Annotated in this window: 28 protein-coding genes and 1 tRNA gene; 12 read left to right on the top strand and 17 right to left on the bottom strand. The window is 66.0% G+C overall.

Annotated elements, in window-relative coordinates; genetic code table 11:
* Positions 1-11: 11 nt before the first annotated feature.
* From U0023_RS07910 to U0023_RS07900, 3 genes are all read left to right on the top strand, one after another.
* A complete protein-coding gene (locus U0023_RS07910) occupies positions 12-1,004 on the top strand; it encodes a 2-hydroxyacid dehydrogenase (protein ID WP_009490566.1) in 993 nt (330 codons plus the stop codon).
* A gap of 302 nt (positions 1,005-1,306) precedes the next feature.
* Positions 1,307-2,032 (top strand): Crp/Fnr family transcriptional regulator, encoded by a 726-nt coding sequence (locus tag U0023_RS07905; protein ID WP_040638300.1) that lies wholly within the window; start codon positions 1,307-1,309, stop codon positions 2,030-2,032.
* Positions 2,033-2,046: 14 nt separating this feature from the next.
* Positions 2,047-2,325, top strand: a complete 279-nt coding sequence (locus U0023_RS07900) for a hypothetical protein (RefSeq protein ID WP_009490564.1) — start codon at positions 2,047-2,049, stop codon at positions 2,323-2,325.
* Positions 2,326-2,331: 6 nt separating this feature from the next.
* Here the strand turns inward: U0023_RS07900 and U0023_RS07895 are convergent, their stop codons facing one another.
* Positions 2,332-3,585 (bottom strand): flavin monoamine oxidase family protein, encoded by a 1,254-nt coding sequence (locus U0023_RS07895; protein ID WP_154661018.1) that lies wholly within the window; start codon positions 3,583-3,585, stop codon positions 2,332-2,334.
* A 98-nt stretch (positions 3,586-3,683) separates the two neighbouring features.
* Between U0023_RS07895 and U0023_RS07890 the strand changes: the two genes are divergently transcribed.
* Complete coding sequence (locus U0023_RS07890; protein WP_009490562.1) at positions 3,684-4,415, top strand: sulfate transporter family protein; 732 nt, start codon at positions 3,684-3,686, stop codon at positions 4,413-4,415.
* Positions 4,416-4,523: 108 nt separating this feature from the next.
* On the opposite strand, the gene U0023_RS07885 is transcribed toward U0023_RS07890, so the two are convergent.
* Positions 4,524-5,630, bottom strand: coding sequence for a complex I NDUFA9 subunit family protein (locus U0023_RS07885; RefSeq protein WP_009490561.1), 1,107 nt, complete (start codon positions 5,628-5,630; stop codon positions 4,524-4,526).
* Between the two features lie 179 nt (positions 5,631-5,809).
* Between U0023_RS07885 and U0023_RS07880 the strand changes: the two genes are divergently transcribed.
* A tRNA-Leu gene (locus tag U0023_RS07880) sits at positions 5,810-5,894 on the top strand.
* 280 nt (positions 5,895-6,174) lie between these two features.
* Here the strand turns inward: U0023_RS07880 and rpsU are convergent.
* The 5 genes from rpsU to U0023_RS07855 all read right to left on the bottom strand — a co-directional run bounded on the left by rpsU (position 6,175) and on the right by U0023_RS07855 (position 7,692).
* Positions 6,175-6,477: a 30S ribosomal protein S21 gene (rpsU, locus tag U0023_RS07875; protein ID WP_009490560.1), complete on the bottom strand. Its 303-nt coding sequence runs from the start codon at positions 6,475-6,477 to the stop codon at positions 6,175-6,177.
* A 69-nt stretch (positions 6,478-6,546) separates the two neighbouring features.
* Positions 6,547-6,741: a hypothetical protein gene (locus tag U0023_RS07870; RefSeq protein WP_040638231.1), complete on the bottom strand. Its 195-nt coding sequence runs from the start codon at positions 6,739-6,741 to the stop codon at positions 6,547-6,549.
* 43 nt (positions 6,742-6,784) lie between these two features.
* On the bottom strand, positions 6,785-7,132 hold the full coding sequence (locus U0023_RS07865; protein WP_009490559.1) for a DUF6481 family protein: 348 nt from the start codon (positions 7,130-7,132) through the stop codon (positions 6,785-6,787).
* A 45-nt stretch (positions 7,133-7,177) separates the two neighbouring features.
* On the bottom strand, positions 7,178-7,375 hold the full coding sequence (locus U0023_RS07860; protein ID WP_040638230.1) for a hypothetical protein: 198 nt from the start codon (positions 7,373-7,375) through the stop codon (positions 7,178-7,180).
* A 107-nt stretch (positions 7,376-7,482) separates the two neighbouring features.
* Positions 7,483-7,692 carry a cold-shock protein gene (locus tag U0023_RS07855; RefSeq protein ID WP_009490556.1) on the bottom strand — a complete coding sequence of 70 codons (210 nt, stop codon included), beginning with the start codon at positions 7,690-7,692 and terminating at the stop codon, positions 7,483-7,485.
* Positions 7,693-8,246: 554 nt separating this feature from the next.
* Between U0023_RS07855 and U0023_RS07850 the strand changes: the two genes are divergently transcribed.
* The 3 genes from U0023_RS07850 to U0023_RS07840 all read left to right on the top strand — a co-directional run bounded on the left by U0023_RS07850 (position 8,247) and on the right by U0023_RS07840 (position 10,629).
* Complete coding sequence (locus U0023_RS07850; protein WP_009490554.1) at positions 8,247-8,399, top strand: hypothetical protein; 153 nt, start codon at positions 8,247-8,249, stop codon at positions 8,397-8,399.
* Between the two features lie 508 nt (positions 8,400-8,907).
* Positions 8,908-9,576 (top strand): transglutaminase-like cysteine peptidase, encoded by a 669-nt coding sequence (locus U0023_RS07845; RefSeq protein WP_009490549.1) that lies wholly within the window; start codon positions 8,908-8,910, stop codon positions 9,574-9,576.
* Between the two features lie 111 nt (positions 9,577-9,687).
* A complete protein-coding gene (locus U0023_RS07840) occupies positions 9,688-10,629 on the top strand; it encodes a cytochrome c oxidase assembly protein (RefSeq protein WP_009490547.1) in 942 nt (313 codons plus the stop codon).
* Positions 10,630-10,635: 6 nt separating this feature from the next.
* Here U0023_RS07840 and U0023_RS07835 read toward each other — a convergent pair whose 3' ends face one another.
* Positions 10,636-12,951 carry a heavy metal translocating P-type ATPase gene (locus U0023_RS07835; protein WP_009490546.1) on the bottom strand — a complete coding sequence of 772 codons (2,316 nt, stop codon included), beginning with the start codon at positions 12,949-12,951 and terminating at the stop codon, positions 10,636-10,638.
* Between the two features lie 75 nt (positions 12,952-13,026).
* Here U0023_RS07835 and U0023_RS07830 point away from each other — a divergent pair, with 75 nt between their 5' ends.
* Positions 13,027-13,443, top strand: coding sequence for a MerR family transcriptional regulator (locus tag U0023_RS07830; protein ID WP_009490545.1), 417 nt, complete (start codon positions 13,027-13,029; stop codon positions 13,441-13,443).
* A gap of 118 nt (positions 13,444-13,561) precedes the next feature.
* Here the strand turns inward: U0023_RS07830 and U0023_RS07825 are convergent, their stop codons facing one another.
* Positions 13,562-14,578, bottom strand: a complete 1,017-nt coding sequence (locus U0023_RS07825) for an LLM class flavin-dependent oxidoreductase (protein ID WP_009490544.1) — start codon at positions 14,576-14,578, stop codon at positions 13,562-13,564.
* A gap of 313 nt (positions 14,579-14,891) precedes the next feature.
* Between U0023_RS07825 and U0023_RS07820 the strand changes: the two genes are divergently transcribed.
* The 3 genes from U0023_RS07820 to U0023_RS07810 all read left to right on the top strand — a co-directional run bounded on the left by U0023_RS07820 (position 14,892) and on the right by U0023_RS07810 (position 19,038).
* Entirely contained in the window at positions 14,892-16,076 is a 1,185-nt protein-coding gene (locus U0023_RS07820; protein ID WP_245272900.1) for an AraC family transcriptional regulator, read from the top strand.
* Between the two features lie 146 nt (positions 16,077-16,222).
* On the top strand, positions 16,223-18,397 hold the full coding sequence (locus U0023_RS07815) for a mechanosensitive ion channel family protein (RefSeq protein ID WP_009490542.1): 2,175 nt from the start codon (positions 16,223-16,225) through the stop codon (positions 18,395-18,397).
* A 167-nt stretch (positions 18,398-18,564) separates the two neighbouring features.
* A complete protein-coding gene (locus U0023_RS07810) occupies positions 18,565-19,038 on the top strand; it encodes a helix-turn-helix domain-containing protein (RefSeq protein WP_009490541.1) in 474 nt (157 codons plus the stop codon).
* Between the two features lie 96 nt (positions 19,039-19,134).
* On the opposite strand, the gene U0023_RS07805 is transcribed toward U0023_RS07810, so the two are convergent.
* The 8 genes from U0023_RS07805 to U0023_RS07770 form a co-directional block, all read right to left on the bottom strand.
* Positions 19,135-19,428, bottom strand: a complete 294-nt coding sequence (locus tag U0023_RS07805; RefSeq protein ID WP_009490540.1) for a hypothetical protein — start codon at positions 19,426-19,428, stop codon at positions 19,135-19,137.
* Between the two features lie 80 nt (positions 19,429-19,508).
* On the bottom strand, positions 19,509-19,799 hold the full coding sequence (locus U0023_RS07800) for a hypothetical protein (protein ID WP_009490539.1): 291 nt from the start codon (positions 19,797-19,799) through the stop codon (positions 19,509-19,511).
* A 118-nt stretch (positions 19,800-19,917) separates the two neighbouring features.
* Positions 19,918-21,195 carry an MGH1-like glycoside hydrolase domain-containing protein gene (locus U0023_RS07795; protein ID WP_009490538.1) on the bottom strand — a complete coding sequence of 426 codons (1,278 nt, stop codon included), beginning with the start codon at positions 21,193-21,195 and terminating at the stop codon, positions 19,918-19,920.
* A 25-nt stretch (positions 21,196-21,220) separates the two neighbouring features.
* Positions 21,221-22,270, bottom strand: coding sequence for an ABC transporter ATP-binding protein (locus U0023_RS07790; protein WP_009490537.1), 1,050 nt, complete (start codon positions 22,268-22,270; stop codon positions 21,221-21,223).
* Positions 22,271-22,281: 11 nt separating this feature from the next.
* A complete protein-coding gene (locus tag U0023_RS07785) occupies positions 22,282-23,142 on the bottom strand; it encodes a carbohydrate ABC transporter permease (RefSeq protein WP_009490536.1) in 861 nt (286 codons plus the stop codon).
* Positions 23,139-23,990: a carbohydrate ABC transporter permease gene (locus U0023_RS07780; RefSeq protein WP_009490535.1), complete on the bottom strand. Its 852-nt coding sequence runs from the start codon at positions 23,988-23,990 to the stop codon at positions 23,139-23,141. Before U0023_RS07780 ends, U0023_RS07785 begins: the two co-directional genes overlap by 4 nt.
* A 66-nt stretch (positions 23,991-24,056) precedes the next feature.
* The gene (locus U0023_RS07775; protein WP_009490534.1) at positions 24,057-25,340 is read right to left on the bottom strand and encodes an ABC transporter substrate-binding protein; all 1,284 of its coding nucleotides are present in this window, start codon (positions 25,338-25,340) and stop codon (positions 24,057-24,059) included.
* 67 nt (positions 25,341-25,407) lie between these two features.
* Positions 25,408-26,415 (bottom strand): LacI family DNA-binding transcriptional regulator, encoded by a 1,008-nt coding sequence (locus U0023_RS07770; RefSeq protein ID WP_009490533.1) that lies wholly within the window; start codon positions 26,413-26,415, stop codon positions 25,408-25,410.
* Between the last annotated feature and the right edge of the window lie 159 nt (positions 26,416-26,574).

Genomic DNA, 26,574 nt, shown 5'->3' with positions numbered 1-26,574 from the left:
GCTTGAAGTCGATGAAGAAGAGACCTGTCGTCGTTGTCACCCGCCGCCTGCCCGACGTGATCGAGACGCGCCTGCGCGAATTGTTCGACACGCGCCTCAACCTCGAGGACAAGCCTCTTTCGCCCGAGGAGCTGGTGGAGGCCGTCAGGACGGCGGACGTGCTGGTGCCGACCATTACGGACGAGATCGGCCCGCCCGTGCTGGAGCAGGCGGGGCCCAATCTGAAGCTCATCGCCAATTTCGGCAACGGCGTCGACAACATCGACGTGACGGTGGCCGCCGCCAGGGGGATCGCCGTCACCAACACACCCGGGGTGCTGACCGAGGATACGGCCGACATGACCATGGCGCTGATCCTGGCAGTCGCCCGCCGCATTCCGGAAGGCGCCCGCGTGATCCCGGACGGCACCTGGGCCGGCTGGTCGCCGACCTGGATGCTGGGCCGGCGCATCACCGGAAAGCGCCTCGGCATCGTCGGCATGGGCCGCATCGGCCAGGCGCTTGCCCGGCGCGCCAAGGCCTTCGGCCTGTCGATCCACTATCACAACCGGCGCCACGTGCCGCCGAAGATCGAGGCGGAACTCGAGGCGACCTATTGGGAATCGCTCGACCAGATGCTGGCCCGCATGGACATCGTGTCCGTGAACTGCCCGCATACCCCGGCCACCTATCACCTGCTCTCGGCGCGGCGCCTCAAGCTCATGAAGCCCGACGCGATCCTGGTGAACACCGCCCGCGGCGAGATCATCGACGAGGGCGCACTCACCAAGCTCATCGAAGCCGGCGCCATCGCGGGGGCGGGGCTCGACGTGTTCGAAGAGGAGCCGGCGGTCAATCCGCGCCTCGTGCGCCTCGCCAAGCAGGGCAAGGTGGTGCTGCTGCCGCACATGGGCTCGGCCACCCACGAGGGACGCGTGGCCATGGGCGAGAAGGTCATCGTCAACATCCGGGCCTTCGTCGACGGCCACAAGCCGCCCGATCGCGTCCTGCCCAGCATGCTCTGAACGGCCCTGGGACGAAGGACGTCGTCCTGCCGGCGAGCGCCGCAGATCCCTCTTGCCGTGCGAGTTACCTGACGATTCCGATGGAGGCGGGGCGTCCGGACCGACGCGCATGACCGGGTGCCGTGTCCGGGCCGGGAACTCGGCCCCTTCCTTTCCGGACAATGGAGCACTTCTTCGCCAGGGGCGAAAATGTGGGTCGCAATCCCGTGCGACCAAAATCCATCTTGAGCATAAACATATGTGAGTGCGGCTGAGAAGGGAGTTTGGCCAGAACAGGAGCGTCCTTACCTCCCATGGCCTTGATGACCAATTCCCTGATCCTGAAGCTCGAGAAATACGACCGGCTCTCCGACGACGAGAAGAGGGCTCTCGACAATGCCATCGCCCGCGTTCGCATCGTCGACGCCGACGAGGACATCATTCGGGAGGGCGATCGCCCGACGGATAGCTCGCTGCTCCTGGAAGGTTTCGCGGCCCGCTACAAGATCGTCTCGAACGGTCGGCGGCAGATCTCGGCGATCCACGTCGCCGGAGACTTCATCGACCTGCACAGCTTTCTCCTGAAGACGATGGACCATGGCGTGCTGGCGCTCACCAATTGCCGCATCGCCCTCGTCCCGCATGCCACGCTCGAGCGGATCACCGACGAATACCCTCATCTCACCCGTCTGCTCTGGCTCAACACCCTGATCGACGGCGCCGTCCACCGGGAATGGCTCACGGCCATGGGCCGCTTGTCCGCGACGGCCCACATGGCGCATCTGATCTGCGAGTTGTATCTTCGCCTGAAGGCGATCGGCCATGTCGAGGGCGACACGATCCAGCTTCCCATCACGCAGGCGGAGCTCGGTGATACGCTCGGACTGTCGACGGTTCACGTGAACCGCGTGCTGCAGGAACTGCGCAAGGAAGGATTGATCCGTTTCCAGGGTGACGCGTTGACCATTCTCGACTGGGAACGGTTGAAGAAGGTGGGTGAGTTCACCTCGACCTATCTCAGCCTTCAGAACGAAGACCGGCAGCCCTGACCCTCGGATGGACCATGAGCGACATTACTCTCCAAGAGATGCCAGTTCTGGCGGATGGCGGCAGGCACGAGGGACAGCTCGTTCTCGCGGATGGGCAGCTGGTGGCGGTCTTCACCTGGGTGACGCCGGAGGAGACCGTCGGCGGGGACGAGCGGGCCGGCGGCTGGTTCCTGGAAGCGGGCTTCGGCCCCTGCAGTGGCCTGCTCAGCACGACGCCGCCGGTTCTCGCCACTCTCGACGATGCCGTGACCTGGGTCCGCACCCAGCTGGTCAACGGCCTGGCTCAGTCCTGAGCGCTGTCAGCGCAGCATGGCGATGATCTCGCCGGCCGCCCTTTCGCCTTCTTCCCAGGCTCCTCCGGCCGTGCCCCATTGGGCCCGCGAGAGCGCCTCACCGGCAAACCAGATCCGCTCCCCGACCGGCGCCTTCAGGCGGTCCCGGATGGCATAGAGCCCCGGTGGGACCACGGCCCAGGAGGCACGCGACCAGGGATCGTGCCGCCAAGCGGTGCTGCGCAGGGTCGCGAGGTTGCGGATCGCCCGGTGGCCGAACTGCTCGGCCAGCACCGCGCGGGCATAGCGGTAGGGCGCGTGGACGTCCCGCCGGTCGAAGGAGGAAGCGGCAGGCTGATCGAGTTCGAAGAAGTGGAATGGCGTGCCGTCGATCCGGGTCAGGAGCCCCGGCGGCTGCCGGTGCGTCCCGGGGAGGCTCGCCAGACGGTCCGCGCCGCGAAAGGGCGAGTCCGGCCAGTGCAGGATCACGTGCTCGTAGACGCCCTGCGTGAAGCCGTTGATCGCTGCCGCCACGGGATGGGGCAGGGCGGGCGCAAAGCGGATTGCCTCCTGCTGCAGCACCGCCATCGGGGCGGTGACGATGACGGCCCGGGCCCGGAGCGTTCCGGACGACGTCTCGATTCCCACGCCCGCGCCGGACCAGTCGATGCGATGGACGGCCGTGCCGAGCCGCACGGGGAGATGATGGGCGAGGCGGCTCACATAGGCGCCGAGCCCGCCGGCGATGAAGAGGTTGTCCGCATATTCCATGCTCGGAAAATCGTGCAGGCTCACTTCGTCGAGCGGCCGGCCCGACACCAGGCCATGGATGGCCGCGACCCGCCGCCCCTGCGGACCCATCGGCGGAAGCGCGGCGGCCGCGGGCTGATCCTCCCGGGCCCTGGCCGCCTGGGTCATGGCCCGGTCGGCCATGTCGAAGGCGCGGTCGAGAGCCGCCCGCTCGGTTCGGGTGCCCGGCCGGCCGCGGACGAAGAAATGTCCGTCCACGGGCGCCCGGCGCAGGGGCTCGCCGCGCCGATGACCGAGCTTCACGAGAGGATTGATCGGACCGGCATGAAGCCAATGGGCGCCGAGATCCACCGGATGGCCCTTGAAGCGGCGTGTGACCGTGCGCCCGCCGATCCGGTTCCGCGCGTCCAGCACCGTCACCGTCAGCCCCGAGGCGAGGAGGCGCCGCGCCGCCGCGATCCCGGCGCTTCCCGCGCCCACGATCGCGACATCGGGATCCGCCTTCGCGCCCGTTGGGGTTTCATGGTCCATCGGCACGGCTTTCTCCACCCCTCGCTTTGCGGCGGGATCGTTCATAAGTAAGGTCCGCTTCCCGCATCAGGGGATGTTGAGCAAGGACCAAACGACAGATGCTGATCCAATCGGTTTTCGCGGCGGCCCGCGAGGTCTTCTCGCCGGCCCTGCGGCGTATCCTCTGGAAATCGATTGGATTGACGATCGCGCTGCTCGTCCTGGTCTGGCTGGGCCTGACCAAGCTGTTCGATCTCTTTCTGAACGATCATCACCTGAGCGCCACCTACCCGATCATCGACAGCTTCGCGTTCTTCCTCGCGGGCTTCGGTCTCTTCGTCGTCCTGATCTATCTGCTGCCGGCGATTTCGGCCATCGTGGCGGGCTATTTCCTCGACGACGTGGCCGAGGTGGTGGAGCGGGATAAATATCCGGCCGATCCGCCCGGCCGAGCACTGCCCTTCGGCCAGTCGCTCGTCTACGGCCTTCGCTTCGCCGGCCTGTCCCTGCTGGTGAACCTCGCGGCCCTGCTCCTGTTCTTCATTCCGGGCATCAACATCGGCGTGTTCTTCATCGCCAACGCCTATCTGCTGGGCCGGGAATATTTCGAGCTGGCGGCAGGCCGCTTCTGGAAGCCCGAGGACGTGGCGCGCCTGCGCACGGAGCACAGGGGCACGGTGCTGGCCGCCGGCGCCGTGGTGGCGGCTTTGGTGCTCGTGCCCGTGGTGAACCTGATCACGCCGATCTTTGGCGCGGCCCTGATGGTTCACCTGCACAAGAAGCTCACACGCAATCCGGGACAGCCGTTGCCGCTGCGCCGGGACAACGCCGTCTCGATCGAGAAGGCCTGAGGCAGGTCGAACACCGGCCGCGGATCCAAAGCCGCATCCGATGCGCCAGCCAAGGGAAGGAGCATCGGATGAATCCCAAAAGTGGCGTCCACTTCTGGGTCCGATGCTCTAGTGGCTCGACGACTGGCCGACGGCCGGACCGGGGGCCCGTTCCGGGTGGAAGTCGGATCCGGCTCCTCCCGAACGGGGGGCGAGCAGGTCCGGCGTGTGGCCCGGAGGGGCGTTGCGCTTGAGGTCGAACTGGCCGGTCCTGCGGAAGCGCAGCAGGTAGCTCGGGACGATGGCCTCGATGGTGGTGGGCGTGAGGCCGAGACCCTGGAGCGTCCGGCCCTCGCGAGCGGCGCTCTCCGAAACCACGTTGTCCGCCTCGAGCAGGATCGCCTGGTCGCGGGTGGTGACGAGTTCATCCGGAATCAGCCCCAGGGTGAGCCAGTCGAGCGTTCCCAGGACGCCGCCCATGGTCCGGGCCAGGCTGAAGGGCAGGGGCACGATGGGGCGGTTGCGCTCGGTAACCTGAAGGACGAATTCCATCATCTGGCGCATGGTGCGGATCTCGGGCCCGCCGAGCTCATAGACCCGACCGCCCGGCACGGCGCCGTCCACGGCGCGCACGACGGCCTCGGCCACATCGCCCGCATAGACGGGCTGGAACCGGGTCTCGGCGCCCGGCAGAGGCACCACGGGGAGCATGCGCGCGAGACTTCCGAAGCGGTTGAACGAGCTGTCGCCCGGCCCGAACATGAGGGAGGGGCGCAGGATCACGGCATCCGGCCGCTCCTGGAGCAAGGCGGCCTCGCCCTCGGCCTTGGAGCGCGCATAGGCCGATTCGGAATTCGCATCGGCCCCGATGGCCGAGACATGCGTGAAGGACACGGCCTTCCCGGCGAGCCGCGCGATCATCGCCGGCGCCTTCGCCTGGAGCGCGTCGAAGCGCTGGCGGCCGGTCTCCTGCAGGATGCCGACGAGATTGACCACATGGTCCGCCCGCGCCACCGCATGGGCGACCGAATCCTCGTTGCGCAGGTTGGCGTGGATCGGGTTGATCTGCCCGACCTTGCCCAGGGGCAGGAAGTTCGCGAGGTTCGGCTGGCGGGTCGGCACGAGAACGCGATAACCGCGCTCGGCCAGGCGGCTCACCACGTAACGGCCGAGAAAGCCCGATCCGCCGAAAACGGTGACGGTTTGCTGCTCAGGCGTGCGAAGGGCACCGATCATGAAACTCTCCCGCCCGGCTAAGGGCTTGCATGGAGCTTGGGTGTGAAATTCGAAAATGTCTCTAGTCAAACGCCGCTCCCCTGTGAAGAGGTGCAATGCCAAGAAAGCGCATCGGTCGCATTTTCAGTGATTGACGAACCCCGAGAAGCACCGTAAACGAAGCCTCGCCGACGAGGCATGCCCAGGTGGCGGAATTGGTAGACGCACTGCTTTCAGGTAGCAGCGGGTAACACCGTGGAGGTTCGAGTCCTCTCCTGGGCACCATCTTTCCCTCAAGACGCGGAATTCGCGTAGTGATCTGAGGGGGCTTCAAGAGCTTTAGGCTTTTGCACTGAGACGCGGGAGATGCCTGCCAGGGCATCCCGGTCTCGTAATCCTTAATCCAACGTTCGAATGCATCGCCCTGAAATACGGTGTTTCCGGCCGATTCCGGAGGAACCGGTGGGGGCTGGCGCTGGCATGCTTTGAGCCTAATGTTGCAGGGGCGCCGAGTCGATTCCGCGCCTCCTGCTTCCGATTCTTCGTCTCTGAGGCTCTGCTTTTGCTAGGCCTTCGTCTCTGCCGTCGCAGCGTGCGAGGTCACGGCGGGGGCCGCGACAGGCTTGCGCGGTCCGGAGAAGCGGGGCTTCGGCTTGGGAGCCGCGATCAAACCTTCCCGGATCGCCTGCTTGCGGGCCAGCTTGCGGCTCCGGCGGACGGCTTCGGCCTTCTCGCGCGTCTTACGCTCGGAAGGCTTCTCGTAAGACTTGCGGGCCTTCATCTCGCGAAAGATGCCTTCGCGCTGCATCTTCTTCTTGAGAACTCTCAGGGCCTGATCGACATTGTTGTCGCGCACTAAAACTTGCAATGGATGTCCCTTCTCGATGTGTTGGTTTCGTTCCGATGCGGCGGAGACTGGCGGGTCGATCCGCAAGAGTTACGCGCCGCGGATCTCGCTCTCACGGACGGCTCTTTCGATCGTTCCTGACTTGATGCGGTACGAGAACTCCCCGGTCTGGTCCGCCGGCATGAGCCGCGTCACCTCGTAAAGACTGGCGGCACCCGCTCGAGCGTCGGAGAAACCCGCCTGAGCCAAGCGAACCATCTGTCGGATCTTGAACTTGTGAGATATCGGTCAATCTCCTTGCGATCTGGATAATCGGGATCGGACGCCGTTACTTCCGCGCCTTGCGAGCGGCATAACGAGCATCTCGGGCCGCCTTGCGCTCGGCCTCTTGCCTGGCATCATCCGCTTGCTTTTGGGCCGCGGCGTGTCGCTCCTGTTCGGCCCTGTCGGCCGCCTGGGCTTCACGCACCTGGGCGAGATGGGCCTCCTCGGCCACACGCTGCGCTTCCCGCTCGGCCACACGGGCATCGCGTGCCGCGCTCACGGCCGCTCTCGCGATGCGCCGTTCGGAAACAGCCGGGTCGTCCGGCCGGGGGCGCTGATGGAACTTCGCCACCATGGCCTGCTTCGCGCTCTGGGAAACGTGCAGCCGCTCGCTGAAGGTTTTGTGCTTCATGTCACCTGTCGATCTTATGGAATCCGCCAAGCCCGTCCGATGACGTCATCGGACGCGCCGAATGCTCGTGATGTTTCCTTCAGGAAGAGTTCCCTGTTCCTGTCGGGTTCGCGCCATGCCTTCGACGAAGCGGGCGTCGGACGCCTTTTCCGGATCATCGATCCAGAGATAGGCTCGGCGCGCATCGTCGTAATCGACGACGAACATCACCGATTTGGCGGGGGATTTTCGAAACGTATACATCGCTTCAGCACCCGTTCTGGCCATGGATCATGGCGTGTTGAAAGAAAAAGCCGCTCCGTCGGGGAGCGGCTCCGGACGCGGCTCTTAGAGCGTGCGCCGCGTCATTCTCAGTCCGCCTGAATGCTGTTGACGGCGACCTTGCCGGAGCGGCGGTCTTCGGCGGTGTCGAAGGACACCTTCTGGCCTTCGCGCAGGCCGCGGATGCCGGCACGCTCGAGAGCGGTCGCGTGGACGAACACGTCCTTGCTGCCATCGTCCGGCTGGATGAAGCCGAAGCCCTTTTGATCGTTGTAGAACTTTACGGTGCCCGAAATCATGGGAATATCCTTGGTTAGGCTTGGTGTGCACGTGAGCAAGGGGCATGCATTCGCACGCCCGCACACTCGGGTTCGTCGATGTTTGGGAAGAGTGTCTGAACGTGCGCCTGGAAGGCCAAGGCGAAACGGCCCGATTGTCCGGCCAAATGTCGATATTCTCCATGTAGTGCCGACTTGCGGCGAATACAAGGCGCATCGACAAAGTCATGCTCCAGGTTACGCGGAGTCCAGGCCCGGAATGGAATGAATTTCGAAAGTTTTTCGGACAGTCGATGTGCCGGCGGGCTTCGCTCTCTCAAGGGTCATCATTTTGCATTCTCATCATTTTTTTATTCGTCCTTGCGAATTTGCGAAGAATGATCCATATTACTTTCATCCAACCGATACGTTCGGCCTGCTCTCTGAAGCTCATGATCGAGCGCCGAGCCCGCTTTCCGCACCTTTGAAGTTTGGTCGCCGCCTGTAACCCACGCGGCGGATCAGTCGTTTTGCTCCGCATTCGACGTCATCAACAACAGCGGCACAGCCTCAGGCTGAGGCCGTCTAGGGAACCCATGAATACGATACGCCACACGAAACCGGTGAAGACGCTGTCCCAGCCCTTGCCGAAGAAACAGCCGCACAACCCTCTCTCGACTTGGCGGCCGCAGCAGACCACGCTCACCCGCGAAGAGATCCGGGCGATCATTCTCGAGCAGATCGGCTGAGGCCGCGAGCGAAAAATCGGGAACCGGTTTTGCGGGAACGACGCAAAAGCCCCGAAACGGAGAACATCGGGCGTGAGTTTGAATTCACGTCCGATGCCTTAAGATCGCGATGGGGCGCCTCATGACAGCTCGGGCCCTTCGCATGCAAGTGTCGGGCCTTCTCCGGAAGGGATGACCGATCACCACATCCTGCCACGGGGACCCCGCCTGTCGAGGCCAGCTCATCTGACCGCCCCTTGGGCCAGGATCCTATCCCCGTCGGCATAAGCCGATCGATTTGTCCCAGTCGTCGCGCATGCGGCGGTTCGGGCTGCTGGCGCCCTCAAATCCTCACGAACTGCCCACATAGCTTTTAAGCGCCTACGACATAGAGCCATTTTCGGCGGCCCGCAGCTGGAACGAAACCGTCTGCGGCCTGTTAACCTTTGTTTAACTCTTGCCTTGAATTCGCCATCCGCGCCGTGCCAATAAAGATGAACAATTCCTTAACGGCACATCGGTGGGGGCAATGCGGCAACCTCTCTTCGGGCTTCTGAACGTCCGGGCTTTTTTCAAGAGCACGTTCCGTATCGCCGCCTATTCCATCGCCCTGACCGTCACGGTCGCCGCCGCACAGGCTCAGACCCAGACCGGGAGCATCCTGCCGGGTTCCTCGCAGCCCGTCGCCCAGGTGGGCGTGGCCAAGCCGATCATGGGCTGGGTTCGCTTCTGCGAGCAGTACCCCGAGGAATGCGCGGTCGATCCGTCGGAGCCCGCAACCATTCAGCTGGGCGCCAAGGAATGGCAGACGATCGTGCGCATCAACCAGCAGGTCAATGCGGCCATCAAGCCCAAGACCGACATGGACCATTGGGGCGTCGAGGACGTCTGGGACTTCGCCGAGGACGGCTACGGCGATTGCGAGGATTACCAGCTCGTCAAGCGCAAGCGTCTGGTCGAAGCCGGCTTCCCCCGCCGCGCGCTGCGCATGACCGTGGTGATCGACGAGGAAGGCGCCGGCCATGCGGTCATGATGGTGCGCACCAACCGCGGCGATTTCATCCTCGACAACAAGCGCAACGCCGTCCTGCCGTGGCACCGGACGGGCTACACCTACATCAAGCGCGAGGGCGACCAGGGCATGGCCTGGGCCTCGCTCGGCGGCCAGGTGTCGCCGACCATGACGGCCAACCAGTAAGCCCATTCCGGAACGGGACCGCCCCCGAGAGAACAAAGCCGCCCGGCCGCAGTTGTCACTGCGGAGCTTGATCGGGAGGGGCTAGTGTCCGGGATATTGGCGAAGGCATCGATGCGCTCCGGCCTTTACGGCGCCGGGGCTTTCTTCCTGTCCGGCGGCTCCGCGGCCGCCGCGCAGCCGGATCTTCCGTTCGGGCTGCTGACCCTGTGCCTTGCGACCCTTCCCGAGACACGGCCGGAGCAGGTCTGGACCGCCTGGAGCCTCTCCCCCGTGATCGTCCTGCCACTCGCCCTAATCGCGGTTCTCTATGGCCGTGGGCTGCGTGTCCTGCCCGATGACGAGCGGCCTTCCCTGACGCAGCGGGCATTGTTTACCGCCGGCATCGCGTGCCTGGCAGTCGCCTTGGTCTCGCCTCTTTGCCGGATGGCGGCAACGCTCGCCTGGGCCCACATGGTCCAGCACGTCCTGCTCGTCGCCGGCGCGCCGCTGCTCTTGGCCATGAGCCACCCCGGCCGCGTCCTGCTCGCGGCCCTGCCGAACCGTCTTCGGATGAGGATCGAGGATCTGCGGACCGACGGGCCGGCGTCGCAGCCCTGTGCCTATCTCCTTGCCAGTTTCGTGCTCTATGGCGCGAATATCTGGTTCTGGCATGTGCCGGCGCTCTATCAGGGCGCGCTCTTGGATGCCGGGCTGCATGTGCTCATGGTCGCGGTGCTGCTCGCCGTCAGCCTGCTGTTCTGGCACGTGATCCTGGAGACCTACCGGAAGCCGGGCCCGGGATCGGGCCTCGCCGCCGCGCTTCTCTTCTTCACGTTCCTGCACACGGCGGTTCTCGGCCTGCTCCTCGCCCTCTCGCCGCAGGTCTGGTACCCGCTGATGGCGCTGCGCAGCGCGGCCTGGGGCCTGCTGCCCATCGACGACCAGAGGCTCGCGGGGCTGATCATGTGGATCCCCATGGGCGGCGTCTACTTCGCCACGGCCCTCGTCATCATGGGGCGTCTCATCACCGGCTCCAGCCGAGCCCCCGAAGCGGCTTCAGCCGGAACCAAGTGAGCGCCGTCAGGTCCGTCCTCCGGCGGCGAGCAGGCGCATGGCGTTGGCCGTGACCAGCACGGTCGCGCCCGTATCCGCCAGGATGGCCGGCCACAGGCCGGTGATGCCCAGGATCGTCGTGACCAGGAACACCGCCTTGAGCCCGAGGGCGATGGTAATGTTCTGGCGAATGTTGGCCATGGTGTCCCGCGACAGGCGCACCATGCGGGCGATGTCGAGCACACGCCCGTGCAGCACCGCCGCGTCGGCGGTCTCCAGCGCCACATCCGTGCCGCCGCCCATGGCGATGCCCACATCCGCCGCCGCCAGCCCCGGGGCATCGTTGATGCCGTCGCCGATCTTGGCCACCACATGGCCGTTGGCCTGCAGCTCCCGGACGATGGCCTGCTTGTCCTGCGGCAGCAGATCGGCCCGGGGCTCGATGCCGAGCCCTGTTGCGATGGCGGCCGCCGTGCGCCGGTTGTCGCCGGTGACCATAAGGGTGTCGATGCCCGCGCGCTTCAGGGCCTCAAGACCTTCCTTAGCGTCAGGGCGCGGCTCGTCGCGCATGGCGATGACCCCAGCCACCTGATCGCCCGCGAGCAGCACCGAGACGGACTTGCCCTCGTCGTTCAATCCGGTGATCAGCGCCGTCTGCTCCGAGGTGAGAGCCACCTGCTCCCCGGCCGCCTTGGGCGAGCCGAGGAAGAGGGCGAGCCCGCCCACGCTGCCGGTCACGCCCTTGCCCCCGACGGCGCCTGCATGGGCCGCGGGAGGCACCGGAACGCCAGCCTCCGCGGCCCTGGCCAGGATCGCCATGGCGAGCGGGTGGCTCGACCCCGTTTCGAGTGAGGCCGCCAGGGACAGGACCTCGTGCTCGGAGCGCCCGACGGGGATCACGTCCGTCACCTTGGGCTTGCCCTCCGTCAGGGTGCCGGTCTTGTCCAAAGCCGCCACGGTGATGGTCCCGAGCGTTTCCAGCACGGCCCCGCCCTTCATGAGCAGGCCACGGCGGGCGCCCGCCGCCAGCCCGGCCGCGATGGCGGCCGGAGTCGAGATCACGAGGGCGCAGGGGCAGCCGATCAGCAGGATCGCCAGGCCCTTGTAGATCCACTCGCCCCAGGGTGCGCCGAAGAGGAGGGGCGGCACGACGGCGACGAGCGCGCCGACCGCCAGGACGGCAGGCGTGTAGTAGCGCGAGAAACGGTCGATGAAGCGCTCGGTCGGGGCCTTGCTCTCCTGCGCCTCCTCCACGAGACGCACGATGCGCGCGATGGTGTTGTCATGGGCGGCCGCCGTGACGCGCACCCGCAGGGCGCCGTCGCCGTTGATCGTGCCGGCGAAGACCGTCTCGCCCTCGCCCTTGCGCTTAGGCACGCTTTCGCCGGTCACCGGCGCTTCGTCGACGGCGCTCTCGCCGGAGACGATCGCGCCATCGGCGGGAACCCGGTCGCCGGGGCGGACCAGGATGACGGAGCCGACGGCGAGGGTTTCGGCCGGGACTTCCTCCGTCTTGCCGTCGCGTTCGATCAGGGCCGTCTTGGGCACCAGCTTGGTCAGGTTCTGGATGCTGGCCCGGGCGCGCCCGGCCGCGACGCCTTCGAGCAGCTCGCCGACCAGGAACAGGAACACCACCATGGCGGCCTCCTCGGTGGCCCCGATGATCACCGCGCCGACCGCCGCGATGGTCATGAGCATCTCGATGGAGAACGGTGTGCCGAAGCGGGCGGCGACGATCGCCCGCCGGGCGATCGGCACGAGGCCGACCGCCATGGCGAGAACGAAGGCCCAATGCCCGGTCTGCGGCAGGATCCGGCCGATGACGTAGGCGGCCACGAGCGCCAGGCCGCAGGCGATGGTCAGGCGGCCGCGCGGGCTCCTCCACCAGGGGCCGTCGCTGGGCCCGTGATCGTGCAGGTGCCCGTGCAGGCCGGCAGCTTCGGCCTCATGATCGTGCGTGTCGCGATGCTTGTGATCGTGATGGTCGTGGCCCTCGTGGTCATGGTCGCGATGGCAGCCGGTGCTGTGGACATGTCCATGATCGTGATCGGCCTTGGCCCCGGTAACCTTTGCGTTCGCGGGCCCCTGCGCGGTGACCTTGTAGCCGAGCGTCGCGATCCTCTGGGCTAGCGCCGCAGGCACGACGGTCCCGTCGTGATCGACCGTGACGGTTCCGGTCGGAACTGAGACATTGACGTCAGCCACGCCCGGGGCTCGCCGCAGGGCGGTGTCGATCTTGGCCGCGCAGGAGGCGCAATCCATGCCCGAGACCCGGTAGCGGGTCCGCTGTCCCTTCGCGGACTTGTCCTCATGGGCGCCGGGCAGGTTGCGTGGCTCACTCATCGCAAAAGACCTCTTCACTTCGATTCGCGCGGAGCCTACATCCTCTAGCGACTAGAGGTTCAAGAGGTTTCTCGCATGTCCCTGACGATCGGAGAGCTGTCGCGGCAGGCCCAGGTGAAGGTGCCGACCATCCGCTATTACGAGCAGATCGGTCTCCTGGCCGAGCCGACCCGGACGGAGGGCCAGCAGCGGCGTTATGACGTGGGCGACGTCCGCCGGCTCAACTTCATCCGCCATGCCCGCGAACTCGGGTTCGAAGTCGAGGCCATCCGGCAGCTCCTGGACCTCACGGGCGCACCCGACCGCGCGTGCGGGGAGGTGCACGAGATCACCAAAGCTCATCTCGACGAGGTCAACGACAAGATCGCCCGGCTCACGGCCCTGCGCGACGAACTCGAGGCGATGGTCGCGTGCGACCATCGGAAGATCTCCGAATGCCGGATCATCGAGGTGCTCGCCGATCACGGCCAGTGCAGGCACGATCGGCATTAACGTGTTGCGCGTTCGGTTCGATCCTTAGAGATGATTCCACTGGCGTGGAATCATCTCTCTATTTTTGCTGACCGCATATTTTGATGGCGAACCGGGTCCGCTTCGCCGAAAAAATACTCTAGCGCCAGCCCAGGGCCGGGGCCACATGCTTCAGAATGGCTTCGATGACGTGGGCGTTGTAATCGACGCCGAGCTGGTTCGGTACGGTCAGAAGCAGCGTATCGGCTTCGGCAACGGCCTCGTCGGCCTTGAGCTCCTCGACGAGCCTGTCCGGCTCCGCCGCATAGGAACGGCCGAAGATCGCCCGCATGTTGTCGATGACGCCGATCTGGTCGCCATCCTTGCCATGGCCGAAATAGGCGCGGTCGCGGTCGTTCACGAGCGCGAAGATCGAGCGTGACACCGAGACGCGGGGCTCGCGGGCATGCCCGGCTTCCTTCCAGGCTTCCCTGTAGCGGCGGATCTGCTTGGCCTGCTGGACGTGGAAGGGTTCGCCCGACTCGTCCTCCTTCAGGGTCGAGCTCTGGAGGTTCATGCCCCGCTCCGCCGCCCAGATGGCCGTCGCGTTGGAGGCGGACCCCCACCAGATGCGATCGCGAAGACCTTCCGAATGCGGCTCGAGGCGCAGCAGGCCGGGCGGGTTGGGGAACATCGGGCGCGGGTTCGGCTCGGCGAAACCCTCGCCCTTGAGGACGTTCAGAAACACGTCCGTGTGGTGGCGGGCCATGTCCGCGTCGCTTTGCCCTTCGTCAGGCCCGTAGCCGAAATAACGCCAGCCATCGATCACCTGTTCGGGCGAGCCGCGGCTGATGCCGAGCTGAAGGCGCCCATTGCTGATCAGGTCGGCCGCGCCCGCATCCTCGGCCATGTAGAGCGGGTTCTCGTAGCGCATGTCGATGACGGCGGTACCGATTTCGATGCGGCGCGTCTTCGCGCCGATCGCCGCCAGCAGCGGGAAGGGCGAGGCGAGCTGGCGCGCGAAATGATGGACGCGGAAATAGGCGCCGTCCGCGCCCAGTTCCTCGGCCGCGGCGGCGAGGTCGATGGATTGGAGGAGCGTATCGCGGGCCGAGCGCGTCTGCGACTGCGGCGAGGGTGACCAATGCCCGAACGAGAGAAAGCCGATCTTCTTCATGAGGCGGTCCTATGCAAATGCCGCGAGCCGACTCGCTGCGAGAGGGGCGGGTTGCGGCTCGTGCCGAAGCTCACTGACGAGACATTCTCCTATGAGACCTGTGCCACGACAGATCAATCCTGACGCGGATGCGATTCAAGCAGCGGAGAGTCGATCGAAATAGCCAAGTTTGCGCCCGAGATTGAGCTGCAATCATCGGATAACTTATGTTAATTTGATCTTGGTCAAGGCGTCCGCGTTCAGGTGGACCGAACCTACGGTCCTGAATCACATATCAGAAATCTGTCACGTATCAGAACTCTGCGAGAAGGCCATGGCGATGACCAACGACATCGGGCCTGCGCTCAAGAGTAAGAGCAACGGTCAGGAACGGCCCATATCGCTCTCGTCCACGGTTCCGGCGGGATTGGGTCGCACGCTCCCTCCCGGCTACATCCATCTGGGTGTCGCCAAGGAAATTGCGCCGACCCTGCGCGAATTCGGCATCGATCCGGCCCCGGTCATCCGCGAGGCGGGCCTCGATCCGGGCCTCTTCGACGATGGGGCGAACATCATTCCCCACGCGGCCCTGGGCCGGCTCCTGACCCTGAGCGTCGCCCGGACCCGGTGTCAGCATTTCGGATTGCTGGCCGGCCGACACGCCACGATCCTGTCCTTGGGACTGGTCGGCCGTCTGATGCAGCATTCCGAGACCGTGGGAGATGCCGTGCGGGCGCTCGTGGCGAATCTGAGCATCCAGAACCGGGGCGCCGTGCCCTCGCTGACGATGAGCGACGGCATGGCCCTGTTGAGCTTCGCGATCTACCAGCCCGAGGCGGAGAGCGCGGATCAGATCTCCGACGGCTCCCTTGCGGTGGCGGTCAACGCCCTTCGCGCCCTGTGCGGATCCGAATGGAATCCGACCGAGGTGCTGCTGCCCCGTGTCGCTCCCGCCGATCAGGAGCCGTATCGGCGCCATTTCCGGGCGCCCGTCCGGTTCAACCAGGAGAGCGCCACCCTCGTTTTCCCGGTCCATGATCTGGACCATCGGATCGAAGGTGCCGATCCGATGGTGCGGGAGGTGCTGGAGGAGCGCATCCGGCAGATGAAGATCGCTCAGGGCCGCGAGTTTTCGGACGACATCCGGCGGCTGCTGCGCACCCGCCTGACGAGCGCCCGCTGCTCGGCCGAGGCGATCGCCGAGACGCTGGCCATGCACCGCCGGACCCTGAGCCGCCGCCTGAGGGATGGTGGCATGGGCTACAGGGCGATCGCCAACGAGATCCGGTTCGAGATTGCCCGGCAATTGCTGCAGGATACCGAGGTGCCCCTGGGGCAAATCGCGGCGGCGCTGGGCTATTCGGAAGCCAGCGCCTTCACCCGGGCGTTTCGGCGATGGTCGGGTCGAACGCCGAAGGCCTGGCGGACCGATGGCCGCTCCAACGGCGCCCCGGCGGCCCAAAATGTCAATGGATTGTCCTCACGGGTCAAGCATCGCGCATCGGGCGGCCTACAGTGAAGCTCCTGGGCTGTCGCTTCCGGCAAAACCAGGGGGATCGCACCATGAATCGAGGATGGATTCGCATCCGGGCGCGACGCTCGGGATTAACGCCCGCAGCCAGATCGGTTACCCATATAGGTAATCAGGCCTGATCGGAGTGGACCGTGAGCGTGAGACCCTCCAAAACCTTGGTCGCTGCTCTTTGGGGGCTGATGGTCCTGATCCTGGTTCAGGTCGGCGCCGGCCCGGCCCGGGCTCAGGCCGACGCGGCTGCGCCCACACCCCCACCCGCGCAGGTTCAGGAGCTTCTGCGGCTCCTGGAGGATCCCGCGACGCGGGCCTGGATCGACAAGCAGGCGCGCACGGCCCCCTCGGCCGCGGAGACGCCGCAACAGCCGCAGGACATGAATTCCGACCTGATGGCGAGGCGTGTCGACGCGCTGCGGGCGCATCTCGCTTCCCTGGCGGCGGCGGTGCCGCGTTTGCCCTACGAGACCAAGCGGGCGGCCGATCTGCTGTCGCAGGAACTCCAGAGCCGGTCGGCGGTCGACGTCGTCCTCCTCGTGCTCGGCTTCCTGTGCCTCGGAGCCGGGGCCGAATGGATCTTCCGCAGGATCACGGGAGCCGCAGGCAGGCGGATCGTTTCCCAACCCGTGCAAACGGCCAGGGACCGGCTGCGTCTGGTCGGCTGGCGTCTCGCATTCGGTCTGGCCCATGTGGTGATCTTCGGGTTGGGAAGCATCGGCGCGTTCCTGATCTTCGACTGGCCGCCTCTGCTCAGGCGGATCGTGCTCGCCTATCTCCTTGCGGCGCTCCTGTTGCGGGTTGCGCTGCTGGTGAGCCGCGTGCTGCTCTCGCCCTGGCCGGTGGGCCTCCACGCTCCTGACGTTCTCCGGGTCGTGCCGATGACCGATGCGGCGGCACGCTTCTGGCATCGCCGCATCGTGCTGCTCGTCGGATGGTTCGCCTTCGGCTGGGCCACCGTCGAGTCGGTGACCACCCTCGGTTTTTCGCCCGACGGCCGCAGGCTGGTTGCGTATTCCCTGGGGATCGGCCTTCTGGTCCTCGCGATCGAGGCCGTCTGGCGCTGGCCGGCTCCTTTCCCGGCTCCGTCGGAAGCATCTGAGCGCCCGCCCCAGCATCACACGATCGGCACGTGGCTGCTGTCTCTTTATCTCGTCCTGCTGTGGGGCTTGTGGGTCGCGGGCCTGATGGGTCCGTTCTGGCTTCTGGCCGTGGGCGCATTACTGGTCCAGGCCGTGAAGATCACCAGGGACTCCGCCCGCCATCTGCTGCGGCCCCTGGAGGCCCCGGAGGCGGGCTACAGCCATGAACTCTGGGCCGTCTATCTCGACCGGGGCATACGGGCGCTTCTGATCGTCGGGGCTGTCCTGTTCCTCGCATGGGTCTGGGGGACCGACCTGGGCGAGATGACGAGCCGCGACACCGTCGTCATGCGTCTCGTCCGGGGCGTGCTCAGCAGCATCGTGATCCTGCTGGTGGCCGACCTCCTCTGGCAGGTGGTGAAGACGCAGATCGACCGCAAGCTGACACGCCTGCAGGCCGGGGCGACTCCAGGAAGCGAGGACGCCCTGCGCCAGGCGCGGGTCCGAACGCTGCTGCCGATGCTCCGCATGGCCGTGTTCATCGTTCTGGCGACCGTCGCCGTGCTCATGGTGCTTTCGTCCCTGGGCGTGGAGATCGGTCCGCTCATCGCGGGCGCGGGTATCTTCGGCGTGGCCGTGGGGTTCGGGTCCCAGACCCTGGTGAGGGACGTCATCAGCGGCATTTTTTACCTGCTCGACGACGCCTTCCGGGTCGGCGAGTACATCCAGAGCGGCTCGTACAAGGGCACCGTGGAGAAACTGGGATTCCGCTCCGTGAAGCTGCGGCATCATCGCGGCCCCATCTTCACCGTCCCATACGGTCAGCTCGGGGCGGTGGAGAACATGAGCCGCGACTGGGTCATCGACAAGATGACCATCAGCGTCACCTACGATACCGATCTCGACAAGGCGAAGAAGATCATCAAGCAGGTGGGCAAGGAGCTGGCGGCGGATCCGGAATGCGCCCCCAACATCATCGAGCCGTTGAAGATGCAGGGCGTGGAGCAGTTCGGCGACTTCGCCATCCAGCTGCGCATGAAGATGATGACGCGTCCGGGCGAGCAGTTCGTGATCCGGCGCAAGGCCTTCGCGATGCTCAAGAAGGCCTTCGACGAGAACGGCGTCGAGTTCGCATTCCCGACCGTCCAGGTGGCAGGTCGCGGGGATGCCGAGCCGGCGGCCGCCCGGCAGATGCTCACCCTCGTCAAGGGCAAGCCGGAAGAAGGCGGTTAGCGCATCGGATCCCAAAGCGCTGCCAAATGGGAACGACTGTTGGGAGCGTATCCAGGGCCCCGATCCCGGGCCGGATGCGTCCTGCGCGCCCGCATCGCAGCCTCCCTCTGGTCCCAAGTGTCAAAAGGAAGTCACAAGAGGTCAAGCAGGCGGTTGCCGGAGCGGCCATGATGGCGCTGTTCGAGGGCGGCGCGGCTGCCGGAGAGGCGGAGGGGATCATGGAGATGTCATCCACCCGCAGGACAGACGAGATACCGCCGGGCCATGGCTCCGGCCCCCTGACCGAGGACCTGCGGCGGGTGCTTCGCACCGAGCTGCTCCGGGACACCTGTTCCGCCGCGGCTGTCGCCCGCCTGTTCTCGATGCATCGCCGCACCATGAGCCGTCACCTGCGCACGGAGGGACTGGCCTTCCGTCAAGTGGCCAACGAGGTGCGTTTCGAGATCGCCTGCGAGCTGCTGGAGAACACCGACATGGCGGTGAACCAGATCGCCGCAGTCCTGAGGTATTCGGAGCTGAGTGCCTTCACCCGCGCGTTCCGGCGCTGGTCCGGACAGACGCCGTCGGCTTGGCGCGCCAGCCACTCCCGCGCCCGCACGTCCCTGAAGCCGCGCAGCCAGTGGCTCAAGATGCCCGGATGATCTACGCCTGTTCAGCCGGCAGCGGAGGCGGACACGGTTGTCCGTGCCCGACGATGCGCTTCCGACAAGGCGTCCGCCCTCAGGCGAGGACAGATCTCAATCGTCCCACAAATCCCTCGGGCCCTGCTTGCAGCGGTATCCGACGAAGCACCACGGCGTGTCGCGGCTCGGGACGTAGGCCTGCTGGGCGTATTCGCCGATCGCGCAGAAGGTTTCGTCGCGCACGAACCGGTCGTAGGTCTGGCCGCCGGTTCCCAGGACGATGGCGCCTCGCGCAAACACCAATTGCTGGCTGGCACCGCAGGGAGCGGCCAGCGTCGACGGACGCGGCTGGGCCTGCGCGCCGGTCAGGAAGGCAGAAGACATCAACACGATCACGGCTCGCTTCATGGGCGGCCTCCTGTCTCGTTGTGACGGCGGATCGACCCTGGACCGTTCCCTACCAGGAGACTTCGCCGCATCCATGCCCCTCAACGACCATTGTCGATCTCGTTGGAACGGCAAACCCCGCCAATGGGACATTGAGCGACATCGGCCGTTCTCACCCAGGCGGGCCGTGCCGTTTCCGGGAGCGCGCAGAACCTCGAATCTCTGACATAGCGGTCGTAAGTCGTTGGTCCAGTGCGGAGGACGACGGCGCCTTGCGAGGCCACGATTCCCCTGGCCTCGGCACAGGTCATGGTCAAGGTCGTGGCTCCCGTCTGGGCCACCGCTCCCGTCACGAAACCGGCCATGACGAGAGACGCGAGGATGGGCTTCATCGCTTTCCTGCCCTTCTCGGATCATCATAGCGCAATCGGACGCGATCGCTTGATGAAACGCGACAGCCCTTTGACGCTTTGCGTCGCAGGGCTGCGGAGAAAGCGGATGGTCAGGTCGTCAGGTCCGTCGGCCAAGCACCATGTAGGCGGCGGCGGTCCAGGAGAAGGTATCGCCGCCCAGGCCTTCGCCCGTCGTCGGGTCGAAATACTCGCAGAAACCGGCGCTCTCGATGGCCTGGACGATGGTCTGCTCGATCCGGCGCGCGAGATCCTCCGATCCGTTCAGGCGCAAGCCATCGCAGATGAGCCAGTTGATCACCGCCCAGACCGGGCCGCGCCAATAGCGCTTCGGTTCGAAGGCCGGCGAGAAGGACGGCGTCGAGGGAACGCCGGCGAACATGCCGGCGAGCCAACGCTCGATCTCCGCCACGATGGCCGTCCGCTGCCCGTCGTCGAGCGCCAAGGCGACGAGAGGAATGAAGCCGGCCTGGGTGGGCGTCTCGATGTCCCGGCCCGAGATCAGGTCGAGATTGACGAAGCGGGAAAGGTCGGGGCGCCAGCGGCGGGCGAGGCCCGCGCGCAGCCTGTCGTGCATGCGCGAGAGCTCGGCCTTCTCCTCGTCCGTTCCCAAGGTTTCGGCAAGGTGCATGAGGTCGGCGGTCGAACGCGCCAGGATGGCCGTCATCTGCACGTCGGCGACCTTGAAGGGAGCCGCCGCCCATTGCCGCTCCGGGTTCCAGCCGCAATCCCGATAAGTGTCGACGAGATGGATGAAACGCTGGTAATCCTCGTCGCGCGGACGCATGGACGCATCCACATGGCCCGTGTCCTTGCGGCGGATCGTGGTCGTCGTGGTCGTCGGCACGCGGGCGAGCGCCTCGTCCCAGGCGGGCGAGTTGTCGCTTCCGCTCTCCCAGGGGTGAAGGATCGACACGAGGCCGAGTCCTTCCGGGTCGCGCGCGTTCAGCCACCACCGGTGCGAGCGCAGGGCCGCCTTGAACAGGGCTTTCGTCCGCTCCGTCGCGCCGGCTGTTCCGGTTGCGAGGGCCGCCTCGTGGACATGGCGGAGCGCCATGCCGAAGACCGCCGGCTGCGTGATGCCCGAGGTCGGGACCCGGTGGCGCGTGCCCCACACGTCCGGGCCGGGAAAATAGGTGTCGCTCGGCGCGTGGAACACGATGTGCGGGATCATGCCGTCGTCCCACTGGCCCTCGGTCAGGCGCTCCAGTTCGCGATAGGCCCGGTCCACGTCGAACAGGGAAAAGCCGATGGCCACGAAGGCGGAATCCCAGTTCCACTGGAACGGATAGAGTCGGTCGGTGGGCACCGTGTAACCGCCGCGATCGTTGCGTGCGAGAATGGCGCGCGCGGCCTCTTCCCTCGGAAGCATGGTCATCTCAAAGGTCCTTCAATTCATAAATTCAAGCGCGGGCGAGGGAGCGCCCGGTGGTGCTGTCGATCCAGGTCAGGCGTGCGGGATCCACGGTCAGTCCCACGCGCTCGCCGGCATTCACCTTGGCGGTCGGCGGCGCGACGATGCGGGCGAGCTGACCGTCGATGGACCCGGTGAGGAGCAGGTGCGAGCCCATCGGCTCCACGACGCGCACGTCGAACGGAATGCCCGAGCCGTCGGGCTCGAGGCTCGCATCCTCGCCGCGCAAACCGAGTTCCAGGTCCCCGGCCGTCGTCGGGCAGGGCAGGGCGGCATCGCCGATCCGCGCGGTGCCGTGGCTCGACCGGACCTTGATGAAGTTCATGGGCGGCGAGCCGATGAAGCCACCGACGAAGCGGGTGGCGGGCGTGGCGTAGATGTCGAGCGGCGAGCCGATCTGCTCGATCTTGCCGCCGTACATGACGGCGATGCGGTCGGCGAGGCCCATGGCCTCGGTCTGGTCATGGGTCACGTAGATCGTCGTGGTTCCGGCCTCGCGCAGAACCGCCTTCAGCTCCGTGCGCATCTCGAGCCGCAGGAGCGCGTCGAGATTGGAGAGCGGCTCGTCCATGAGGAGCACGGCCGGTTCGACGGCGAGCGCGCGCGCCACCGCCACGCGCTGGCGCTGTCCGCCGGAGAGTTTCGCCGGATAGCGGTCGAGATAGGGCTCGATGTGCAGCAGGGCCGCAGCGCGTTCGACCTTGCGCTTGACCTCCGCCTGAGAGGCCTTCTGCATCCGCAGCCCGAAGGCGACGTTCTCGAACACGGTCATGTGCGGGAAGACGGCGTAGTTCTGGAACACCATCGCCAGTCCGCGTTTGCGCGGAGCCAGCGTGCTCACATCCTGCCCGCCGATGACGACGCGGCCGGAGCTCTGGGTCTCGAGCCCGGCAATGATGCGCAAAAGCGTGGTCTTGCCGCAGCCGGAGGGGCCGAGCAGAGCCACGAACTCGCCGTCGTTCACGGTGAGCGAGACTTCCTGCAGGGCGCGGAAGGAGCCGAACTCCTTGACGACGCGATCGATGACGATGTCAGCCATGAGGTTATCCGTTACTTGCTGGCGATGCCCCACACCGCGAAGAGGTATCGTCTCACGGCGAAGATGAAGAGCACGGAAGGGATGATGAGGATGAAGCCGCCGGCGAAGCGGTAATGCAACGGGCTCTCGGCCAGGATCCGGAGCAGATAGGCCGTGAGTGTCCGCTCGCGCACGGTGAGGATCGAGGCGGCGAACACTTCGTTCCAGGAGATCACGAAGGCGAAGATCGCCGTCGCGGCCAGGCCAGGCAATGCGAGCGGCAGAACCACCTTCATGAAGGCCTGGAAGCGCGTGCAGCCGAACACCCAAGCGGCCTCCTCGTATTCGCGCGGAATGCCCATGAAGAGGCTTTGCGTGACGAGGGCCGCGAAGGGCAAAGCGAGCACCGTGTGAATGAGCGAGACGCCGAAGGGCGTGTCGTAGAGGCCGAGGCGGATGAACGACACGGTGAGCGGCAGCGCCAGGATGGCGAGCGGGAAGGCGCGGGTGAGAAGGACGAGCAGCCGATAGGCGTTCTGCCCGCGAAAGGTATAGCGCGCCAGCGCATAGCCGGCGGGAGCGCCCAGTGCGATGGAGAACACCACGGTCAGCCCGGCGGCGATGAGCGAATTGACGAGGGCGTTGAACACGCCCTCGATGGCGAGGAACTGGCTCATGGCCGCGAAGGATAGGTCCGCGGGCCAGATCGATTTCGGCCAGCGGAACACGCCGAGCCGGCCGCCGAAGGCGCCGAGGGCCACGAGATAGATCGGCACCAGCACCCAGGCGATGAGCACCGCAAGACCCGTCCAGAGAAGCAGGCGTCGCGCCGAGGGAAGAGCCATGGCGCGGCTCGCGGAGGCGGGTTTGAGTTCTGCAGCGCTGGTCGTCATGGAAGCTGCTCCGGACGCGTCCTCATTACGCGCAGGTAAAGGGCCGTTGCGGCGAGGGAGATCGCCATGATGAGCACCGCGTAGGCGGCGGCGACGCCATAGTTCTGGTTGTCGTTCTGCCAGACATAGGCCTCGCCGGCGAGAACCGGGAAGTTGCGTCCGCCGAGCGCATAGACGACGGCGAAGACCTCGAAGGCGAGAACCGTGCGCAGGATCAGGGCCGATTGCAGGCTGGGCTTCAGAAGCGGCAGGGTGATCCGGGTGAAGCGCGTCCACGGCTTGGCGCCGAAGATCTCGGCCGCTTCCGCGAATTCCTTCGGGATCAGCTGCAGGCCCGCGATCAGGATCACCAGCACGATGGCGGTGGCGCGCCAGAGTTCCGCGAGCACGATGGCGAAGAACAGGGCGACGGGCGTCTCCTGCGAGAGCCATCCTGTCGGACCCTGGATGAGGCCGAGGGCGTAAAGCGCGGAGTTCAGGTAGCCCGTGTTCTGGAGCAGGGCGAGCCAGGCGAGACCGGCTGCGAGATCCGAGATTCCGAGCGGAATGGTGAGCACCCACAAGACCAGGTCGCGGCCCTTGTCGAGTTTCGTCACCATGGTGGCCATGCCAAGCGCCAGAACGACCTGGAGCGGCACGACCACGAGGGTGAGCAGGAACGTGTTTTTGATGGCGAGCGCGAAATTCAGGTCCCCGGCCATGCGCTGGTAATTTTCGAGCGACAGGCCTTCGCCTGCGGAGAACGACAGCCAGACCGTCTGCACGAGCGGCACGAGGAACAGCGCGCTTAAGAAGACGACCGATGGTGCGATCAGCGCATAGGGAATCCAGGAGGTGCGCGCAGGCATCAAGCCGCTCCACTCGCGAGGGAAGGGCCCGGCGAAGTCATCTTCGCCGGGCTTGACAGGTCAGGGTTATTGAACCGGGCAGGCGCCTTGGCTCGGCTTGTCCGGAGCCCAGCACGGCGCGCCGGTTTCCTTCATGAGCGTGTCGAGAACCTTCGCCTGGGCTTCAAGCACGTCCTTGACCGGCTCGTTGCGCAGCACGATGCGCTGGAACGAGTCCATGTAGACCTTGTTGAACTCGCCGCCCTTGGCGCCGAGGCCCACGGGCAGGAGCGACACGAGCGCGTCCTTGGCGTTCTGCGTCGCCGCCACCGCGCCGGCGAGCGCCTTGATGCCGGGTGCTAGATCCGACGGGAGCTCCGCCTTCACGACCGGGAAGAAGCCGACTTCGGCGGCCGTCGCCAGCTGCGTCTCGGGCTTGGTGAGGTGTTCGATCACCGCCACGGCGCCCGCGCGGTTTGGCGCGTCCTTCGGGATGGCGAGGCCGGCGATCACCGGCATGTAGCCGCGTCCCTTCGGGCCGGCCGGAGCCGGGAAGGCGACGAACTGATCGGGCTGCAGGGTGAGTGCTTCCTTCACGCGGGCGATGTGATCCCACGCGATCCACACCTCGCCCGAGAGCAGCGGCTCCTGCATGAAGTTGTAGTTGGTCGAATTGGGATTCGACACCGCCCACAAATCCTTCAGCGCGTTCCATCCGGCTTCCGCATCGGGAGACTTGAAGGTCGTGACCACGCCGCCCGTGAAGGACGGATAGAAATAACCCTGGAAGAACCGCGGCAGGAGGCCCGTCGGACCGGCCGGGAAGCCGAGGCGGCGCTGCCCGGTCTTGTCGACGATGTTCTTGCCCCATTGCTGGAGCTGCGCATAGGTGAGCGTGTTCACGTCCGCGCCGGCCGGCAGGTATTGCAGGGCCTGCTTGTTGGCGACCATCACGTAAGTGGCCTGCATCCACGGGATGTATTGCTGCTGGCCCGTGCCGAGCTTGCCGAGATCCATCAGGCTTGCCGGAATGCCGCGATCCGTCAGCTTCGCGGCCACGTCGTCGACGGGCTGGAGATCGGCCGGAACGTGCGGCTGCAATTCGCCGTGCAATGCGCCGACGACGCTCGCCGTGCGCTTGCCCGCCTGCGTCTCCGCCTTCATGCGGACGGCGAAGGCGGGCGGCTCGTCCACCACGTAGGTGGTCTTGCCCGGGATGCCTTTCAGCAGGACTTCACGGACTTTCGTCGCTTCCTCGATGGGACGAAGCTGCGTCGAGTAAAAGATCGTTTCCTGCGCCTGCGCGACGGTGAGCCCCCCGAAAAGGGCTGCCGCGGCGGCAATGGCGCGAAGCGATACCGGATGCGTCATTTCCTTCCTCCATCGGTCCCTTCTCGTTGCCGCTCGATCCGGGGCCGGAAGATCGAGGGCGTCAGACTTAGTCCGCCGGTCCGTGGGTGGACCTCGGAACCTGCCGAACCGGCAGAATGGTTTGCAGCTCACGGGCGTCGCGTCCGCCGAGCCGGGCGATCAGCATATCGGCCAATTGCCGGCCCACATCGGGGGCGGCGATTTCCATGCTCGACAACGGCGGATCGGTGAAAGCCGCGGAGGGCAGATTGTCGTGGCCGATCACCGCGATATCGCGCCCGGCGGCGAGGCCGCGCTCCTTGAGCGCGCTCAGGGCTCCGATCGCCATGCTGTCGGTTGCGCACAACAATGCGGTGGGAGGGTCGCTCTGCTGGAGCAGCCATTGCGCGGCCTCATAGCCGCCGGCTTCCGTCGGCTGCGCCGTGTATTCGAGCGGCTCCGAAGCGCCCAAGTCTTCGAGCGCCGCAAGCCAGCCCCTGCGGCGCAAGTGCGCGAAGGTGAGATCCTGCGGCGCGGCGATATGGGCGATACGCCGATGGCCCGTGGCGGCGAGCTGTCGAGCGGCTTCCCTGAAACCGGCCTCGCCATCTCCGTCGATGAAGGCGTGCTCTTCCGATCTGGCAGTCCTGCCATGAGTGACGAACGGGATGCCGCGTTCCGTCAGGAAGGCGACACGCTCATCCTCGAGCCGCGTGCGCACCACGATCACCGCATCGGCCCGGCGGCCGTCCAGGAGCCGCCGATAGGTGTCCATCTCGCCGGCGCGTCCAGCGATGGGCAGCAGCATCAGGTCGAGGCCTTCCTCGGCCAAGCGCTGCCCGCAGGCGGCCAGCATGTTCAGGAAGATGGGAGGGCCGAACCGGCCCGGCTCCGTCGGCAGGGTCACGGCCACCGCTTCGGCCTTGCGCCGCCGCAGACTGCGGGCGGCCGGGTTCGGGCGATAGTTCATGGCCTGAGCCGCAGCCTGAACGCGCTCGCGCGTGGCCGGGGCCACGTCGGAATAACCGTCAAGGGCTCGCGACACCGTCGTGATCGACAGGCCGAGCGATTGAGCGAGAAGCTTCAGGTTCGACACGGGGGGTCTGCTCTCCTTATAGCCACAACTAGATCTCCAAAACGTTTTGGGAAGTCAACGTTTCCCATCTCAATCCTTGGTCTAATGTTGCATCGGAGACAAGATCAACCGCCGTACAATCCTTGGCCGCCCGGAGCTAAGGGCTTGCCGGCCGCGTCC

Origin of the sequence: Microvirga lotononidis, from assembly GCF_034627025.1 — a bacterium.
In the GTDB taxonomy this organism is placed as follows: domain Bacteria; phylum Pseudomonadota; class Alphaproteobacteria; order Rhizobiales; family Beijerinckiaceae; genus Microvirga; species Microvirga lotononidis.
Note: the sequence above shows the minus strand (reverse complement) of the source record. Positions and strands in the feature narration are given on the sequence as shown.

Excerpts from the sequence above, each read along its gene's own strand:
- U0023_RS07910 (WP_009490566.1), top strand. The coding sequence starts at position 12 with ATGAAGAAGAGACCTGTCGTCGTTGTCACCCGCCGCCTGCCCGACGTG.
- U0023_RS07905 (WP_040638300.1), top strand. The coding sequence starts at position 1,307 with ATGACCAATTCCCTGATCCTGAAGCTCGAGAAATACGACCGGCTCTCC.
- U0023_RS07900 (WP_009490564.1), top strand. The coding sequence starts at position 2,047 with ATGAGCGACATTACTCTCCAAGAGATGCCAGTTCTGGCGGATGGCGGC.
- U0023_RS07895 (WP_154661018.1), bottom strand. The coding sequence starts at position 3,585 with ATGGACCATGAAACCCCAACGGGCGCGAAGGCGGATCCCGATGTCGCG.
- U0023_RS07890 (WP_009490562.1), top strand. The coding sequence starts at position 3,684 with ATGCTGATCCAATCGGTTTTCGCGGCGGCCCGCGAGGTCTTCTCGCCG.
- U0023_RS07885 (WP_009490561.1), bottom strand. The coding sequence starts at position 5,630 with ATGATCGGTGCCCTTCGCACGCCTGAGCAGCAAACCGTCACCGTTTTC.
- U0023_RS07865 (WP_009490559.1), bottom strand. The coding sequence starts at position 7,132 with ATGAAGCACAAAACCTTCAGCGAGCGGCTGCACGTTTCCCAGAGCGCG.
- U0023_RS07860 (WP_040638230.1), bottom strand. The coding sequence starts at position 7,375 with ATGTATACGTTTCGAAAATCCCCCGCCAAATCGGTGATGTTCGTCGTC.
- U0023_RS07855 (WP_009490556.1), bottom strand. The coding sequence starts at position 7,692 with ATGATTTCGGGCACCGTAAAGTTCTACAACGATCAAAAGGGCTTCGGC.
- U0023_RS07850 (WP_009490554.1), top strand. The coding sequence starts at position 8,247 with ATGAATACGATACGCCACACGAAACCGGTGAAGACGCTGTCCCAGCCC.
- U0023_RS07845 (WP_009490549.1), top strand. The coding sequence starts at position 8,908 with ATGCGGCAACCTCTCTTCGGGCTTCTGAACGTCCGGGCTTTTTTCAAG.
- U0023_RS07840 (WP_009490547.1), top strand. The coding sequence starts at position 9,688 with ATGCGCTCCGGCCTTTACGGCGCCGGGGCTTTCTTCCTGTCCGGCGGC.
- U0023_RS07835 (WP_009490546.1), bottom strand. The coding sequence starts at position 12,951 with ATGAGTGAGCCACGCAACCTGCCCGGCGCCCATGAGGACAAGTCCGCG.
- U0023_RS07830 (WP_009490545.1), top strand. The coding sequence starts at position 13,027 with ATGTCCCTGACGATCGGAGAGCTGTCGCGGCAGGCCCAGGTGAAGGTG.
- U0023_RS07825 (WP_009490544.1), bottom strand. The coding sequence starts at position 14,578 with ATGAAGAAGATCGGCTTTCTCTCGTTCGGGCATTGGTCACCCTCGCCG.
- U0023_RS07820 (WP_245272900.1), top strand. The coding sequence starts at position 14,892 with ATGGCGATGACCAACGACATCGGGCCTGCGCTCAAGAGTAAGAGCAAC.
- U0023_RS07810 (WP_009490541.1), top strand. The coding sequence starts at position 18,565 with ATGATGGCGCTGTTCGAGGGCGGCGCGGCTGCCGGAGAGGCGGAGGGG.
- U0023_RS07805 (WP_009490540.1), bottom strand. The coding sequence starts at position 19,428 with ATGAAGCGAGCCGTGATCGTGTTGATGTCTTCTGCCTTCCTGACCGGC.
- U0023_RS07800 (WP_009490539.1), bottom strand. The coding sequence starts at position 19,799 with ATGAAGCCCATCCTCGCGTCTCTCGTCATGGCCGGTTTCGTGACGGGA.
- U0023_RS07795 (WP_009490538.1), bottom strand. The coding sequence starts at position 21,195 with ATGACCATGCTTCCGAGGGAAGAGGCCGCGCGCGCCATTCTCGCACGC.
- U0023_RS07790 (WP_009490537.1), bottom strand. The coding sequence starts at position 22,270 with ATGGCTGACATCGTCATCGATCGCGTCGTCAAGGAGTTCGGCTCCTTC.
- U0023_RS07785 (WP_009490536.1), bottom strand. The coding sequence starts at position 23,142 with ATGACGACCAGCGCTGCAGAACTCAAACCCGCCTCCGCGAGCCGCGCC.
- U0023_RS07780 (WP_009490535.1), bottom strand. The coding sequence starts at position 23,990 with ATGCCTGCGCGCACCTCCTGGATTCCCTATGCGCTGATCGCACCATCG.
- U0023_RS07775 (WP_009490534.1), bottom strand. The coding sequence starts at position 25,340 with ATGACGCATCCGGTATCGCTTCGCGCCATTGCCGCCGCGGCAGCCCTT.